This window comes from Halomonas sp. NCCP-2165 (assembly GCF_023708045.1).
Lineage (GTDB): Bacteria > Pseudomonadota > Gammaproteobacteria > Pseudomonadales > Halomonadaceae > Bisbaumannia > Bisbaumannia pacifica.
This window is the reverse complement of the sequence record NZ_BRCY01000021.1, coordinates 41,421-57,201: the sequence shown is the minus strand read 5'-3', so window position 1 is coordinate 57,201 and position 15,781 is coordinate 41,421. Positions and strand designations below refer to the sequence as shown.

The 15,781-nt window shown below is 67.3% G+C and carries 10 protein-coding genes; 6 read left to right on the top strand and 4 right to left on the bottom strand.

All coding sequences use genetic code 11. From position 1 onward, the window contains the following. Positions 1–401: 401 nt before the first annotated feature. The 4 genes from NFU04_RS11810 to NFU04_RS11795 all read left to right on the top strand — a co-directional run bounded on the left by NFU04_RS11810 (position 402) and on the right by NFU04_RS11795 (position 7,292). Positions 402–662, top strand: coding sequence for a DUF4212 domain-containing protein (locus NFU04_RS11810; RefSeq protein ID WP_251309624.1), 261 nt, complete (start codon positions 402–404; stop codon positions 660–662). Between the two features lie 7 nt (positions 663–669). Further along, positions 670–2,466, top strand: coding sequence for a sodium:solute symporter family protein (locus NFU04_RS11805; protein WP_251309623.1), 1,797 nt, complete (start codon positions 670–672; stop codon positions 2,464–2,466). A gap of 114 nt (positions 2,467–2,580) precedes the next feature. Further along, complete coding sequence (locus NFU04_RS11800) at positions 2,581–3,108, top strand: hypothetical protein (RefSeq protein WP_251309622.1); 528 nt, start codon at positions 2,581–2,583, stop codon at positions 3,106–3,108. Positions 3,109–3,344: 236 nt separating this feature from the next. Then, positions 3,345–7,292 (top strand): hybrid sensor histidine kinase/response regulator, encoded by a 3,948-nt coding sequence (locus NFU04_RS11795; protein WP_251309621.1) that lies wholly within the window; start codon positions 3,345–3,347, stop codon positions 7,290–7,292. Positions 7,293–7,440: 148 nt separating this feature from the next. Here the strand turns inward: NFU04_RS11795 and NFU04_RS11790 are convergent, their stop codons facing one another. From NFU04_RS11790 to NFU04_RS11780, 3 genes are all read right to left on the bottom strand, one after another. Next, on the bottom strand, positions 7,441–8,103 hold the full coding sequence (locus NFU04_RS11790; protein WP_146803962.1) for a response regulator: 663 nt from the start codon (positions 8,101–8,103) through the stop codon (positions 7,441–7,443). A gap of 194 nt (positions 8,104–8,297) precedes the next feature. Then, a complete protein-coding gene (gene acs, locus NFU04_RS11785; RefSeq protein WP_251309620.1) occupies positions 8,298–10,244 on the bottom strand; it encodes an acetate--CoA ligase in 1,947 nt (648 codons plus the stop codon). 166 nt (positions 10,245–10,410) lie between these two features. After that, the gene (locus tag NFU04_RS11780) at positions 10,411–10,965 is read right to left on the bottom strand and encodes a SprT-like domain-containing protein (RefSeq protein ID WP_251309619.1); all 555 of its coding nucleotides are present in this window, start codon (positions 10,963–10,965) and stop codon (positions 10,411–10,413) included. Positions 10,966–11,054: 89 nt separating this feature from the next. On the opposite strand from NFU04_RS11780, the gene NFU04_RS11775 reads away from it, so the two are divergent. After that, on the top strand, positions 11,055–11,744 hold the full coding sequence (locus NFU04_RS11775; protein WP_251309618.1) for a YecA/YgfB family protein: 690 nt from the start codon (positions 11,055–11,057) through the stop codon (positions 11,742–11,744). Between the two features lie 300 nt (positions 11,745–12,044). On the opposite strand, the gene NFU04_RS11770 is transcribed toward NFU04_RS11775, so the two are convergent. Continuing rightward, the gene (locus tag NFU04_RS11770) at positions 12,045–13,169 is read right to left on the bottom strand and encodes a phospholipase D-like domain-containing protein (protein WP_251309617.1); all 1,125 of its coding nucleotides are present in this window, start codon (positions 13,167–13,169) and stop codon (positions 12,045–12,047) included. Between the two features lie 67 nt (positions 13,170–13,236). Here NFU04_RS11770 and plsB point away from each other — a divergent pair, with 67 nt between their 5' ends. After that, positions 13,237–15,663 carry a glycerol-3-phosphate 1-O-acyltransferase PlsB gene (gene plsB / locus NFU04_RS11765; RefSeq protein ID WP_251309616.1) on the top strand — a complete coding sequence of 809 codons (2,427 nt, stop codon included), beginning with the start codon at positions 13,237–13,239 and terminating at the stop codon, positions 15,661–15,663. The last annotated feature ends 118 nt before the right edge of the window (positions 15,664–15,781 follow it).

The following is a 15,781-nucleotide window of genomic DNA, read 5'->3' as shown; positions in this document are numbered from 1 at the left end:
GAGTAGCAAAGCCATCGACCCACTAACTGCTAGACCAATGTCCTAGCTCGACGGTCAGCAAAAGCACCTTCGACCATCGTCATAATCGCGACGTTAGACCATGGTTCAAGCCGTCTCCTGGCATCGACTTTTGTCCTGGCCTTTCAGCCCCGGGACTCGCCTATACCATCGTCCAATACTTCCTTCACCCGCCCGGCACCAGGCTCACCAAAAACCACACAACTGACTGAAACAAAACACCTTTTTAAATAAGAGGGCCTTAAGTAAAAAGTCGTGATACCAAAGTCTGGGATTCCTTTTTGCCGACCTTTGACCACTATCAATCAGGAACATTTCGGCCGACTAACCCACCGAAACACTCTCGATCTCCTTCAACCCAAGAACAAACGGAGAGCCTCACTATGGCAGATGAGAAATCCAATGCCTCGGCCTACTGGTCGGCGAACGTTCGCCTGATCACCGGCTGCCTGGTCGTCTGGGCCCTGGTCTCCTACGGCTGCGCCATCCTGCTGCGCCCGCTGCTGGCCGGTATCCCCGTGGGGGGCACCGACCTGGGCTTCTGGTTCGCCCAGCAGGGATCCATCCTGACCTTTATCGGCATCATCTTCTTCTACGCCTGGAAGATGAACAAACTCGACAAGAAGTTTGGCCTGGGGGAGTAAGCCGACTATGAGCCAATTTGCCATCAACCTGCTGTTCGTGGGGGCCTCCTTCGCCCTCTATATCGGCATCGCCATCTGGGCGAGGGCCGGTTCCACCAAGGACTTCTATGTGGCGGGCGGCGGCGTCCATCCGGTGACCAACGGCATGGCCACCGCCGCCGACTGGATGTCCGCCGCCTCCTTTATCTCCATGGCCGGCCTGCTGGCCTCCGGCGGTTACGCCAACTCCACCTTCCTGATGGGCTGGACCGGCGGCTACGTCATCCTGGCGATGCTGCTGGCGCCCTATCTGCGCAAGTTCGGCAAGTTCACCGTGCCAGACTTTATCGGTGACCGCTTCTACAGCAAGACGGCGCGCCTGGTGGCGGTGATCTGCCTGATCGTCGCCTCGGTGACCTATGTCATCGGTCAGATGACCGGCGCCGGCGTGGCCTTCTCGCGCTTCCTCGAGGTGCCCAACACCGCGGGCATCTGGATCGCCGCGGCCATCGTCTTCCTCTACGCCGTCTTCGGCGGCATGAAGGGCATCACCTATACCCAGGTGGCCCAGTACGTGGTGCTGATCATCGCCTACACCATCCCGGCGGTGTTTATCGCCATGCAGCTGACCGGCAACCCCATCCCCATGTTCGGCATGTTCAGCACCCACACCGAGTCCGGCGTGTCGCTGCTGACCAAACTCGACGAGGTGGTCAATGCCCTGGGCTTCCGCGACTACACCGCCGACGTGGACAACAAGCTCAATATGGTGCTGTTCACCCTGTCGCTGATGGTGGGTACCGCGGGCCTGCCCCACGTCATCATCCGCTTCTTCACCGTGCCCAAGGTGGCCGATGCCCGCTGGTCCGCCGGCTGGGCCCTGGTGTTTATCGCCCTGCTCTACCTCACCGCACCGGCGGTGGGCTCCATGGCACGCCTCAACCTGATGACCACCGTCTATCCGGAAATGTCCGGCCAGGTGGAGGACTACGAGAGCGCCGCCGGCGAGGCGATCCTCTATGCCGAGCGTCCCGACTGGGTGCGTACCTGGGAGGAGACCGGCCTGATCACCTTCGAGGACAAGAACGCCGACGGCCGCATCCAGTTCTATAACGACGCCAACCCCGACTTCGCCGCCACCGCCGAGGCACGTGGCTGGGAAGGCAGCGAGCTGACCGTCAACAACGATATCCTGGTGCTGGCCAACCCGGAGATCGCCAACCTGCCGCCCTGGGTCATCGGCCTGATCGCCGCCGGCGGTATCGCCGCGGCGCTGTCCACCGCCGCGGGCCTGCTGCTGGCCATCTCCTCGGCGATCAGCCACGACCTGATCCGCAGCATGATCAACCCCAATATCAGCGAGAAGGGCGAGATGCTGGCGGCGCGGATCTCCATGGCCGGGGCCATCCTGCTGGCCACCTACCTGGGCCTCAACCCCCCGGGCTTCGCCGCCCAGACCGTGGCCCTGGCCTTCGGTATCGCCGGCGCCTCGCTGTTCCCGGCGCTGATGATGGGGATCTTCTCCAAGCGGGTGAACAACAAGGGCGCGGTCGCCGGCATGCTGGCGGGCCTGATCGCCACCCTGCTGTATATCTTCACCTACCTGGGCTGGTTCTTTATCCCCGGCACCAACTCGCTGGCCAACACCCCGGATAACTGGATCCTGGGCATCTCGCCGCTCTCCTTCGGCGCGGTGGGGGCGATCATCAACTTCGCGGTCGCCTTCACGGTCTCCCGGGCCACCGCGGAACCGCCCCAGGAAATCCAGGACCTGGTGGAGAGCGTCCGCTATCCCAAGGGCGCGGGTGTCGCCACCGGTCACTGACGTCCCGGTACCTTCTGGGCCATAATGGCCCCCTGGCCCGGCATGCCGGGCCAGTCGATTCCCACCGCTCGGGCTTCCCATGGGAAGCCCGAGCGCTTTACGCAAGGAACTCCGATGATTTGGCACTTGATCGCCGCCATCTTCGCCGGCCTCGGGGCCGCGGGCCTCGCCCAGCTGCTGCGCCTGGCCAGCGGCAAGCGGCTGCCCCGCTGGCTGGTGCCGGTGTGCGCCGGCCTGGGCATGCTGGGCTACCAGGTCCATACCGAGTACCGCTGGTTCGATCACAAGCGCGCCCAGTTGCCGGAGACGGCCCAGGTCGTACAGGTGGAACACGACACCATGTTCTGGCGCCCCTGGACCTATCTCTTCCCCATGGCCACCGCCTTCAGCGTGGTCGATGCGCAGAGCCTGGTGACCCAGGAGGGAGACGAGGGGCGGCGCGTCGAATTCCTGCTCTATCGCTTCGAGAAGCAGGTGCAGGACCGGGTCAGCCATCAGGCCTGGCTGATGAACTGTGCCACCCGCGAGACCCTGCCGCTGGAGGGCGAATCCCGCCGCCCGCGGGTCGAGGCGATGCGCCGGCTGAGCGAACAGGCCCCGCTCTATCGGGCGATCTGCCACGACGACCGAGTGGCGCCGTAACGACACCCGGCGCGCCCCTGCCTTCGGCGATGCTTTGCCCTAGGCCGGGCGATCCGCCACGACGACCAAGCGGCGCCGTAACGACACCCGGCGTGCCCCTGCCTTCGGCGATGCTTTGCCCTAGGCCGGGCGATCCGCCACGACGACCAAGCGGCGCCGTAACGACACCCGGCGCGCCACCTGCCGTCGGCGATGCTTTGCCCTAGAATGGGCGCCAGACTCGAGGGAGGAAGCCCATGTTTTCCGGCTGGCTGCTGATCGCCGTTTCACTCGCCTATATCGCCGTGCTCTTCGCCATCGCTTGGCGCGGCGACCGCCGCGCCAAGCGTCAGGGCCCCAGCCGGCGGCGGCCGGTGATCTACAGCTTGGCCCTGGCCATCTACTGCACTTCCTGGACCTTCTATGGCGCCGTGGGCGAGGCGGCCACCTCCGGCTGGTCCTTCGCCAGTATATTCGTCGGGCCCATCCTCACCTTCCTGCTGTTCTGGCCGGTGCTGGCCAAGATGATCCGTGTCGCCAAGCACCAGAACGTCACCTCCATCGCCGATTTCATCGCCTCCCGCTACGGCAAGACCCAGTCCCTGGCGGCCTTCGCCAGCCTGGTGGCGCTGATCGGCACCCTGCCCTATATCGCCCTGCAACTGAAGGCGGTCTCGGCCTCCTTCCAGGTGCTCACCGAGGCCTCGGACCTGACCCGGGCGCCGCTGTTCGCCGATACCGGCTTCTATGTGGCGGTGGTGATGGCGCTCTTCGCCATCCTCTTCGGCACTCGCCATACCGATGCCACCGAGCACCACGAGGGGCTGATCCAGGCCATCGCCTTCGAGTCGCTGGTCAAGCTCGGCGCCTTCCTGGTGCTCGGCGCCTATGTGACCTGGGGCATGTTCGATGGCCTGGGCAGCCTGCTGGCCCAGGCCGATGCCCAGTTGGAGCTGCAGCGCCAGCTGGCGGAGCAGGACTTCGGGCACAGTTTCTGGGCCCAGACCCTGCTGGCGATGCTGGCGATCTTCTGCCTGCCGCGGCAATTTCATGTGGCGGTGGTGGAGAACACCCATCGCGACGATGCCGCCAAGGCACGCTGGCTCTTTCCCCTCTACCTGGTGGCCATCGGCTTCTTCGTGCTGCCCCTGGCCGCGGCGGGGCTGACCCTGTTCGGCGAGACCCCCGCGGTACGCCCGGACAGCTATGTGCTGGCGCTGCCCATGGCCGCGGACAGCGCCTGGCTGACCCTGCTGACCTTTATCGGCGGCTTCTCGGCGGCCACCGGCATGGTAATCGTCGCCGCGGTGGCGGTCTCCATCATGATCTCCAACGAGATCGTCATCCCGGCGCTGTTCCGGCTGCGCTGGTTCGATACCAAGGCCCGGGACTATGGCCGCCTGGTGCTGCGGGCCCGGCGCCTGACCATCCTGGTGATCCTGGCCCTGGCCTACGGCTTCTATCAGCTGATCGGCGAATTCAGCTCCCTGGCCTCCACCGGCATGTTGTCGTTCGCCGCCGCCGCCCAGTTCGCCCCGGCCCTGCTGGGGGGCCTCTACTGGAAGCGGGGCAACCGCCTGGGCGTTATCGTCGGCATGAATATCGGCTTCGCGGTCTGGGCCTATACCCTGCTCCTGCCGGCGCTGATCACCGCCGGGGTGCTGCCCCAGGCCTGGCTCGCCGGCGGCCCCCTGGGGGTGGCCTGGCTGTCGCCCACCCAGCTGTTCGGCCTCAATATCGGCGACGGCTTCACCCATGGGGTGATGCTGTCCCTGGGACTCAACCTCTTCTTCTATATCTTCGTCTCCCAGATGACCCCCCAGCGGGTGGTGGAGCGCATCCAGGCCTCGCTGTTCGTCGATAGCGTCGAGACCCGCCAGACCTCGGTGAATCGCCCCTGGACCGGGGCCACCACGGTGGGCGACCTCAAGGTACTGTGCGAGCGCTTCCTCGGCGCCAATCAGGTGCACCGTGCCTTCGAGGACTACGCCAGGCGCAACGGCAGCGCCCTGGACGACGGCGCTCGAGCCTCCATCGACGTCATCCAGTTCACCGAGCGCTTCCTGGCCTCGGTGCTGGGCGCCTCCTCGGCGCGAATCGTCGTCAACTCGGCGCTGCAGGGCCGCGGCATCGGCATCTCCGACGTGATCTCCATCGTCGACGAGGCCTCCCAGGTACTGGAGTTCAATCGCGCCCTGCTCCAGGCCACCATCGAGAACATCAACCAGGGCATCAGCGTGGTGGATCAGAACCTGCGCCTGGTGGTGTGGAACCAGCGCTACCTGGAGCTGTTTCGCTTCCCGGATCACCTGATCCGGGTCGGCGCCCCGATGGACAAGATCTTCCGCTACAACGCCCACAACGGCGAGTACGGTCCCGGCGACCCGGAAGAGCACGTGGAGCTACTGCTGGACAATATTCGCCAGGGCCAGCCCCACCGCTATGTGCGCTACCGTCAGGACGGCAGCGTGCTGGAGGTGCAGGGCACGCCCATGCCCGGCGGCGGCTTCGTCTATACCTATCAGGACATCACCCAGCAGAAGCGCACCGAGGAGGCGCTGATCCGCTCGGAGAGCAATATCCGCATCTATACGGATAACGTGCCGGCGCTGATCGCCTACTTCGACAAGGAGTGCCGCTACCTCTTCACCAACCGCGCCTACGAGCAGGCCTTCGACGTGGATCGCAATGCGGTGATCGGCAAGCGCCTGGGCGAGGTGATGCCGCCCCAGGTCAGCCGCGAGCGACGCCCCTGGATCGAGCGCACCCTGGCCGGCGAGCGGGTCAGCTTCGAGATTTCCCTGGACGATGGCGAGGGCGGGACCCGCTATATGCTGGTCACCTATACGCCCCACTTCGGCGATAGCGGCGCCATTCTCGGCTTCTTCGCCCTCTATCAGGACATCACCGAGCGGCGCCTGGCGGAGATCGCCCTCAAGGAGACCAACGAGACCCTGGAGGAGCGGGTCCGCGAGCGCACCCAGGCGCTCTCCGAGGCCAACGCGGCGCTGCGCCAGGAGAACCGAGTGCGCGCCGAGGCGGAGCAGGCCCTGCGTCAGGCCAAGCAGGTGGCCGAGGATGCCAACGCCTCCAAGACCCGCTTCCTGGCCGCCGCCAGCCATGACCTGCTGCAGCCCCTCAATGCCGCCCGGCTATTCACCTCGGCGCTCTCCCAGCAGGTCGACGCCGAGGACCTCAAGCGCACCATCGGTCATATCGACAACTCCCTGCAGGCCGCCGAAGAGCTCTTGGGCACCCTGCTGGATATCTCCAAGCTGGATGCCGGCGCCCTGACGCCGCGGCGCAGCCACTTCGCCCTGGCCGAGATCATTCGCCCGCTGCGCGCCGAGTTCGAGGTGATGGCGGAGGATCGCGGCCTCGATCTGGTGGTGGTGCCGACCCGGGCCTGGGTCGACAGCGACGCCCAGATGCTGCGCCGCATCGTGCAGAACTTCCTGTCGAATGCCATTCGCTACACCCAGCAGGGCCGAGTGCTGCTGGGCTGCCGGCGCCAGGGCGAACGCCTGAGCATCGAGGTCTGGGACTCGGGCCCGGGGATCCCCGAGTCCAAGCAGGCCGAGATCTTCCAGGAGTTCCGGCGCCTCGATCAGGCCTCCCGCCACAAGGAGAGCGAGAAGGGGCTGGGGCTGGGGCTGTCCATCGCCGACCGCATGAGCCGGGTGCTGGATCACCCCATCAAGGTGCGCTCCTGGGAGGGCATCGGCACCGTCTTCTCGGTCAGCGTGCCGGTGGTCGGCGCCGGGGCCGTGAGCTCCGAGGAGGAGGTGGCCCCCCCCAAGCGCGCCGGCAGCAAGCTGGCCGGCACCCGCATCCTGTGCATCGATAACGAGACGCTGATCCTGGAGGGAATGAAGGCGATGCTCTCCGGCTGGGGCTGCGAGGTGTTCACCGCCACCTCCATCGGCGGCGCCAAGTCGATCCTGCGCCACCTGGACGGGGACCCGGACGCGATACTGGCCGACTATCACCTGGACAACGAGGTCACCGGCCTGATGGCCCTGGAGGCCCTGGCCGAGCGCCTGCAGGGCGCGGTACCGGGGATCGTGATCACCGCCGACCGCACCGAGGAGGTCGCCGAAACCATCAAGCGCGCCGGCTACCAGCTGCTGCACAAGCCGGTGCGTCCCGCCGCCCTGCGCGCCCTGCTGACTCGTACCCTCCAGGCCAGCCGCGCGGCGCAGTAGGTCGGGTAAACGAGCCGAAGGCGAGCGCACCCGACGAGCCAGCTGGATAGCAGCCCAATGTGAATCGCCCCCATGGCAGGGCCATGGGGGCGATTGTTCTTCCAGCTTCCAGGCGCGAAGCGCCGCTCTTACGGCTCCTGACCGACGGTCAGGACTCGACCTTGGGCGGCTCCACCTCGAGTTTCTGGGCGGCGATCACCGCCTGGGTGCGGGAGTGCACGCCGAGCTTGCGCAGGATGGCGGTCACATGCGCCTTGATGGTGGCCTCGGAGACGTTAAGCTCGTAGGCGATCTGCTTGTTGAGCAGGCCCTCGGTCAGCATATTGAGCACCCGGAACTGCTGGGGCGTCAGGGAGGCGATGGCCTCGGCGAACTTGGCCTCCTCCTCGTCGGACTCGCCCAAGGTCTCCGCCAGCTCCGGCGGCAGCCACACCTCCCCTTCGAGGATCTCGCCCACCGCCTCGGCGATGGCCTGCAGGGAGGAGGACTTGGGAATAAAACCGGAGGCGCCGTAGTCGATGGCGCGTCGCACCACATGGGGCTCGTCGCTACCGGAGACCACCGCCACCGGGATATCCGGCGACTGGCCACGCAGCTGAATCAGGCCGGAAAAGCCGTGGGCTCCCGGCATATGCAGGTCGAGGAGGATCAGGTCCGCATCCGGATGACGGGTCACCACCTCGGTGGTGGCTTCCATGGTATCGGCTTCGACGATCTCGGCCTGGGGCGCCAGTTGTCGCAGTGCCTGTGTCAGGGCGGCACGAAACAGCGGATGGTCATCGGCGACGATGAATTTCTGGGCAAAGGCCATTGAATCTCCTCCGGATCTTGGGCCGGCCGTAGCGGCGGGGCGCTTTCGCCAAGGCTGACTGGCATGTTACCCCAAGGCGCCGGTGATTCCCAAACCCGCGCCTTCCACGCCATTACCGCTGCCGGTACAAAAACACCGGCCGCCTGGGCCGGTGTCGATAATCGATCACCCCGGGCCGGCCGGGGCGTCGCGATTTACCGATTGGCGCGGTGCTCGATCAGCTCGTCCACCACCGAGGGGTCGGCCAGGGTGCTGGTATCGCCCAGCCCATCGCACTCGTTGGCGGCGATCTTGCGCAGGATGCGCCGCATGATCTTGCCGGAGCGGGTCTTGGGCAGGCCCGGCGCCCACTGGATCACGTCCGGGGTGGCGATGGGGCCGATGTCCTTGCGCACCCACTGGGCCAATTCCTTCTTGAGCGCCTCGGTGGCTTCCACGCCATCGGCCAGGGTCACATAGATGTAGATGCCCTGCCCCTTGATATCGTGGGGGAAGCCGACCACCGCGGCCTCGGCCACCGCCTCATGGGCCACCAGGGAGGACTCGATCTCGGCGGTGCCCATACGGTGCCCGGAGACGTTGAGCACGTCATCGACCCGGCCGGTGATCCAGTAGTAGCCGTCCTCGTCGCGGCGGCAACCGTCACCGGTGAAGTAGTAGCCCTGGTAGGTGGAGAAGTAGGTCTGCACGAAGCGCTCGTGATCGCCCCAGATGGAGCGCGCCTGGCCGGGCCAGGAATCGGCGATCGCCAGGTTGCCATCCACGGCACCCTCCAGTACCCGGCCTTCGTTATCGAGCAGTACCGGCTGCACGCCGAAGAAGGGGCGGGTCGCCGAGCCCGGCTTGAGGTCGGTGGCGCCGGGCAGCGGGGCGATCATGATGCCGCCGGTCTCGGTCTGCCACCAGGTATCGACGATCGGGCACTTCGAATTGCCGATCACCCGGTAGAACCACTCCCAGGCCTCGGGATTGATGGGTTCGCCCACCGAGCCCAGCAGGCGCAGGCTGTCGCGCTTGCTGGAGTCCATGACGTTGTCGCCATGGGCCATCAGGGCGCGCACCGCGGTGGGGGCGGTATAGAGGATATTGACCTTGTGCTTGTCGACGATCTCGCCCATGCGGCCATGGGTCGGGTAGCTAGGCACCCCCTCGAACATCAGGGTGATGGCGCCATTGGCCAGGGGCCCGTAGACGATATAGCTATGGCCGGTGACCCAGCCCACGTCGGCGGTACACCAGTAGACCTCGCCGTCCTGATAGTCGAAGACGTACTGGTGGGTCAGGCTGGCATAGGTGAGGTAGCCGCCGGTGGTGTGCTTGAGGCCCTTGGGTGCCCCGGTGGAACCGGAGGTGTAGAGGATGAACAGCGGATCCTCGGCATTCATCTCCTCGGCGGCGCACTCGCTGGACTGACCGTCCACGGCCTCGTGGAACCAGACGTCACGCCCCTCGTGCCAGTCGATATCGCCGCCGGTGCGCTTGACCACCAGCACCTTTTCGCACACCTCGGCGCCCTGGCGGGTCAGGGCCGCGTCGACGTTGTCCTTCAGGGGGACCTGCTTGCCACCGCGCACCGACTCGTCGGCGGTGATCACCAGCTTGGAATTGGCGCCGATCACCCGCTGGGCCAGGGCATCCGGAGAGAAGCCGCCGAACACCACGGAGTGAACCGCGCCGATGCGCGCACAGGCCAGCATGGCCATGGCCGCCTCGGGAATCATCGGCATATAGAGGGTGACCACGTCGCCCTTGCCGACGCCCAGCGCCTTGAGGGCATTGGCCAACTGGTTGGTGCGCTCATAGACCTCGCGATAGGTCAGGGTCTTGGCGTCGTTGGGGTCATCGCCTTCCCAGATGATGGCGGGCTGGTCGCCGCGGGTCTCCAGGTGACGATCGAGGCAGTTGACGCTGGCGTTGAGGGTGCCGTCCTCGAACCAGCGGATATCCACGTCATCGGGGGCGAAGGAGGTGTGCTTGATCCTGGTCGGCGACTTGAACCAGTCGAGGCGTTTGGCCTGTTCCGACCAGAAGCCTTCGGGATCATCCACCGACTGCTGGTACATGGCCAGGTATTTTTCGTTATCGGCCCAGGCGTTGGCGGCGATTTCCTCGCGCACCGGATAGACATGCTGCTCGGTCATGGTATTACCCCTATCCCGGAGAGTGATCCAAATTCATTCCGCCGGCCGCTGTTGTTATGGAGTCTGGCCGACCCTGAAAGACAGGCCCAGCATATACCGCCCCGCGCCGAGCCGCCCTTTAGACATTGGTAGAAACAATTTCTTTTTAAATAACAATAGCTTATTTTTAATTTCCCGCCACCGATCCGGGCGCATAGACCAAGGTCTGAGCGCAATGTCGACAACGATAACGCCGACCACCCCGCGCCAGGGCATGACGCCGCGCGGAGAAGCCATGCTCGCGACAGGCGCAACGATAGACGAAGGGCATGGGACTGGCTCGTCCCACATCGAAGCGGTGCGTGGTGCGCGGTTCCAGCCCGAACAGCTCGCGCATCACCTGGCGCCATTCGCGCCCATGGGGGCGAAGTCGCGGTCCCTCGTCGAGGTGCCAGACCAGCCAGTGGGCCATCTCGTGGGGCACTACTTCGGCCAGGAAGGGGTGGCGATTCTCGTCCAGCAACACGGGATTGAAACGCAGGCCGCCGCGCCCGAAGTGGGCCTGGCCGGCGCTCTTGCCACGCAGGTCGCACCAGACCCGGGGGCGAGGCAGCCGGGGGTGGACCTCTCGGCAGAGTCGCCAGGCCGCCTCCACCTGGCGATGCAGGCAGGCCTCGAGCTCGCCGGCATCCAGGGCGGCGAGCGATTCGGCGGGGGGCGTGAGCAGCGCGGGTGTCGGCATGGATGCTAGAATGCCGAGCCAGACCGACGGCGTCCAGCGCGCCTGGCCGATTGCCCCGGCCCCCAGCGACTTTCCCAAGCGAGAGCCCCATGTCCGAGACTCCCCTGCCCCAGCCCCTGCTCGACGACGATGCCCTGGACTACCTGGATGATTTCTTCGACTCGGAGCGGGTCGGGCCCGATGCCCTGGATCTGATCGGCACCCATGGCTATCTGGTGGCCCTGGCGGTGGCCCCCCGCGAGGTGCCCGCCGCCACCTGGGTCGCCGAACTCTTCCAGGGCGAACCCGACTTCGCCGATGACGCCGAACGGGAGCGGGTCCTGGCCCTGCTGGAGCAGCTGCGCCATAACGCCATCGAGGCCCTGGAGCAGGGCCTGCTGCCGGAGCTGCTGTTCGAGCTGACCCTGGATGGCATTGCCCCGGAGGAGACCCCCATCGGCGACTGGTGCGCTGGCTTCATGGAGGCGGTGTTCCTCGACGAGGCGGCCTGGTTCGAGGGCGACGAGGAGAGCGCCGCGGCCCTGCTGCTGCCCTTTATGGCCCTGTCGGGGCTGTTCGACGACGAACCCGACATGGCCGAACTGGCCGGCAGCCCCCGTCAGCTGGAGGAGCTGGTGGCCCAATTGCCGGAGCTGGTGCTGGACCTCTATCTGCTCTATCGGGTGCCGCCGGAGAAGCCCAAGCCCAGCCCCCAGCGCAAGCGCCCCGCCGGCGCCAAGAGCGGCAAGAGCGGCAAGAGCGGCAAGAGCGGCAAGAGCCAGGGCAGCCGTAAGCGGTAATCGAGAAAGAAGAGCGAGGCACGAAGAAGCAAGAGGCCAAGCCAGCAAGGCGACCGGGCAAGGCGGCCGGGCAAGGCGGGCGAGCGATTTCGTCGGGCCGCCGACGCGCAGCGAGCTGGGTAGCGCAAATCGACAGGGATGTCGATTTTGGGCCGGCGAGAGGGACCTCGGTCCGGCCCTTGCGCGTCAGCCGGCGAGCGCAGCGTCGGGGTTTCGGCCCGAAGGTGAGCGAGCCGCCTTGCTCGGTCCCCATGCCCCACTCCCGGCCTTATCGGGATAATCTTTCTTCCAGCTTCAAGCCTATCGAAGCCGGGTCAGCCAACCATCCAGGGTACCGAACAGCCACTCCTTGAGGCGTTGCCAGCGGGGCCGCCGCGCCCAGGCGCCGGCGTGAATTTCCTGGCTGGCGGCGAAGTTGCGCTCGAACAGGGCGGCCACCTCCCGGGCGAAGCGCGGGTCGTCGACCTCCTGATTGGCCTCCAGGTTCCAGTGCAGGCTCCAGTGATCGAAGTTGCAGGAGCCGATGGAACTCCAGTCGTCCACCAGGCAGAACTTGGCGTGAATAAAGGAGGGCTGGAACTCGAAGATACGGATGCCCGCCCGCAGCAGGCGACCATAGAAGCGCTGGCCGGCATAGCGTACCCCGGGGTGATCGTGGGCCTCGCCGGGCAGCAGCAGGCGCACATCCACGCCGCGCCGCGCCGCCAGGGCCAGGCGGATCCGCAACCCCAGGGTAGGCACGAAATAGGGGGTGCAGATCCACAGCCGCCGACGCGCCTGCCACACCCGCCGATGCAGGGAGCGGCGAATCGCCTGGTAACGATAGCCCTGCCCCCAGACCACCCGGCCACGCATGCCCTGGTAGCCGTCATCGTCCGCCAGGGCCAGGCGCAGGCCACGCACCAGGGCCGCCTCCCCCGCGCCCCGGGTCAGGGAGGAATCCCAGAGCCGCGAGAAGAGTCGCACCCAGTCCGCCACCACTGGCCCCTCGATACGCACCGCCACCTCGTACCAGGCCTGGAGGAAATCATCCACGGCGCCGAAGCCGCCGGTAAAGGCGACACGGCCATCCACCACCACCAGCTTGCGGTGGTCCCGGGTCAGGTTGTGCGCCAGCGGCAGATGGAAGCCCAGGGGGTTGAAGAAGCGCAGCGCCACGCCGAACTCGGCGAGGCGTCGCCGGTCCGCCTCGGCTAGCCCCATGGCGCCATAGCCATCGAGCATCAACAGCACCCGCACGCCGCGCCCCGCGGCACGTCCCAGGGCCTCGATCACCGCGTCGCCGAGGCGCCCCGATTCCATCAGGTAGAGCTCCACCAGTACCCAGGACTCGGCCGCCTCCAGGGCCTCCAGCATGGCCGGCAGGAACTGGCTCGCCTCCGGGAGCAGGGTAAAGCGATTGCCGTCCCGCCAGACTCCCCGCATACGCCTCTCCTTTCGCCGATCCGCCTGCGTATAATAGTGCGGCACCCCCGAACTCGAAGGCAATGGAATGGCCTGGCGTCCCTTTCACGCTCTATTGCGCCGCCTGCTCGGCGCCTGGGTCGAGCTCCGTCACTGCGACCCGGCGCCCGAGACTCTGGCCCTCGATCCCGAACGCCCCGTCCGCTATGTGCTGCCGCACCGGGCGCTGAGTGATCGCCTGCTGCTGGAGAACCTGTGCCGCCGGCATGGCCTGCCCCTGGATGCGCCTCCCGGCACCTCGGCCATCCTGAGCCTGCCGGAGACGCGCCGCCGGCGGTGGCGCCGCCACGCGCCCTCGCCCCTGGCGGCCCTGACGGAAGGCCTGGCCGACGCCGCCCCCCAACTGGTGCCGGTGAGCATCTTCTGGGGCCGCGCCCCCGGCAAGCGCTTCGGCCTGTGGAAACTGCTGGCGGCGGACAGCTGGGCCCTGACCGGGCGCCTCAGGCGCCTGCTGTCGGTAGGGATCAACGGCCGCAGCGTGGAGGTGGTCTTCGGCGCGCCCCTGCGCCTGGACGAGCTGCACGACCCGGCTCGCCCCGAGCTGACGGCCCGCAAGGCGGGGCGACTGCTGCGGGTCCACTTCCGCCGGGTACGCACCCGAGTCCTGGGGCCCGACCTCTCCCACCGCCGCACCCTGATCGATAGCGTGGTGGCCAGCCCCGAGGTGCGCCGCGCCATCGACGAGGCGGCCGCGGCCCAGGAGCGCTCCCGCACCCGGCTGACCCGGCGCGCCCAGCGCTATGGTCGCGAGATCGCCTCCAATATGTCCTACCCGGTGCTGCGCTTCTTCGATCAGTTGCTCAAGCGTCTCTGGACGCGGCTCTACGATGGCGTCGAGGTCACCGGCATGGAGGCGGTCAAGGCCCTGGCCGGTGATCACACCCTGGTCTATGTGCCCTGCCACCGCAGCCATATCGACTACCTGCTGCTCTCCTACGTGCTCTACCGCCAGGGGCTGATGCCGCCCCATATCGCCGCCGGCCGCAATCTCGACATGCCGATCGTCGGCCCCCTGCTGCGCCGCGGCGGCGCCTTCTTCATGCGCCGCAGCTTCCGCGACAACCGCCTCTATGCGGCGGTCTTCGACGCCTACCTGCATCGCCTGCTGGCCCGGGGGCACGCCCTGGAGTACTTCATCGAAGGCGGACGCTCGCGCAGCGGCCGCCAGCTCGCGCCACGGCATGGCATGCTGGCCATGACCCTGCGCTCCCAGGCACGGCTGATCCAGGAACAACGACGCCCCCGGCCGCTGGCCTTCGTGCCGGTCTACGTCGGCTACGAGCGGGTGATGGAGAATGCCAGCTACCGTCGCGAGCTGGCCGGGGAGACGAAGCGCAAGGAGTCGCCGCTGGCCCTGCTGCGCACCCTGAAGCGCCTGCGGGAGCCCTTCGGCCGGGTGACGGTGGCCTGCGGCGAGCCGCTGATCCTGGATCACTGGCTCGATGCCCAATGCCCCGAGTGGCGCCGGGCCGTCCCCCAGGGGCGGCCGACCTGGCTGGGGCGGGCCTTGCCGGCCCTGGGGCAGGCGCTCTCCCGGCGCATCAATGCCGCCGCCCGCCTCAACGCCAGCAACCTGGTGGCCCTGGCCATGCTGGCCACCCCTCAGCGGGTCATCGAGACGCCCCGGCTGGCGCATCAGCTGCGCCTGCTGGCCCGCCTCGGTCGGGCGCACCCCGGCGAGCCCCTGGCGCCCCCCGAGGGCACTCCCGGCGACTGGATCGATCACGCCGAGCGGCTGGGCCTGATCCGCCGCCGCCCCCAGGCCCTCGGCGAGCTGGTGGTGGCCGACGCCGACCAGGCCGCCCAACTGGGCTGGTATCGCAACAATGTGCTGCACGGCTTCGCCCTGCCGGGCCTGGTGGCCTTCGCCTTCCGCAATACCCCACGCCATGATGCCGCCGGCCTCGCACAGCGGCTCAGTCCGATCTGGCCGCTGCTGGTGCGCGAGCTGGCCATCACGGCCCCCGAGGACCTGACGGCGGCGATCACCGAGCAACTGGGCCAGCTGACGGCGCTGGGGCTACTGGAGGCGGTGGGCGCTGGCTGGCAACGACCCCGGGCACTTCCCGACCAGGCCGCCCTGGATCAGCTCGGCGCCCTGGTGGAGCCCTTCCTGGCCCGGGGCTTCCTGCTGCTCACGGTACTGCTGCGCCAGCCCAGCGGCCGGGCCACCGCGGAGGCCCTGGCCGACCAGGGGCGCCAGCTCGCCGAACGCCTGGCGCTGCTCTCCGGCCTGCCGGCCCCGGAATTCTTCGATGCCAGCCTCTTCGCCGCCCTGCTCGAGGGGCTGGAGGCGGAAGGCTGGGTATGGCGGGATAACGACCGGGTGCACTATGGCGCCACCCTGCAGGAGGCCGCCCGGCACGCCCAGGAGCTCTTCGACCCGGCCCTGCGCCAGCGGCTGATGCTGCTGGCCGAGGCCGGCGAGGATAACGACGGACAGGAGGAGAGTTAAGGCTCTTCGCACTTTGGCGTGAATACCATGGTGGGAGCGCGGATTCCGCGCGATATCGCCCGAAGGGCGATCCCGGCAACCACCAAGGCGCCTGCGGCGCCCATCGTCCGGGGAACCC

What these genes read in the sequence shown, in the direction of transcription:
- NFU04_RS11810 (WP_251309624.1), top strand. Translation starts at nt 402, where the DNA reads ATGGCAGATGAGAAATCCAATGCCTCGGCCTACTGGTCGGCGAACGTT.
- NFU04_RS11805 (WP_251309623.1), top strand. Translation starts at nt 670, where the DNA reads ATGAGCCAATTTGCCATCAACCTGCTGTTCGTGGGGGCCTCCTTCGCC.
- NFU04_RS11800 (WP_251309622.1), top strand. Translation starts at nt 2,581, where the DNA reads ATGATTTGGCACTTGATCGCCGCCATCTTCGCCGGCCTCGGGGCCGCG.
- NFU04_RS11795 (WP_251309621.1), top strand. Translation starts at nt 3,345, where the DNA reads ATGTTTTCCGGCTGGCTGCTGATCGCCGTTTCACTCGCCTATATCGCC.
- NFU04_RS11790 (WP_146803962.1), bottom strand. Translation starts at nt 8,103, where the DNA reads ATGGCCTTTGCCCAGAAATTCATCGTCGCCGATGACCATCCGCTGTTT.
- acs (WP_251309620.1), bottom strand. Translation starts at nt 10,244, where the DNA reads ATGACCGAGCAGCATGTCTATCCGGTGCGCGAGGAAATCGCCGCCAAC.
- NFU04_RS11780 (WP_251309619.1), bottom strand. Translation starts at nt 10,965, where the DNA reads ATGCCGACACCCGCGCTGCTCACGCCCCCCGCCGAATCGCTCGCCGCC.
- NFU04_RS11775 (WP_251309618.1), top strand. Translation starts at nt 11,055, where the DNA reads ATGTCCGAGACTCCCCTGCCCCAGCCCCTGCTCGACGACGATGCCCTG.
- NFU04_RS11770 (WP_251309617.1), bottom strand. Translation starts at nt 13,169, where the DNA reads ATGCGGGGAGTCTGGCGGGACGGCAATCGCTTTACCCTGCTCCCGGAG.
- plsB (WP_251309616.1), top strand. Translation starts at nt 13,237, where the DNA reads ATGGCCTGGCGTCCCTTTCACGCTCTATTGCGCCGCCTGCTCGGCGCC.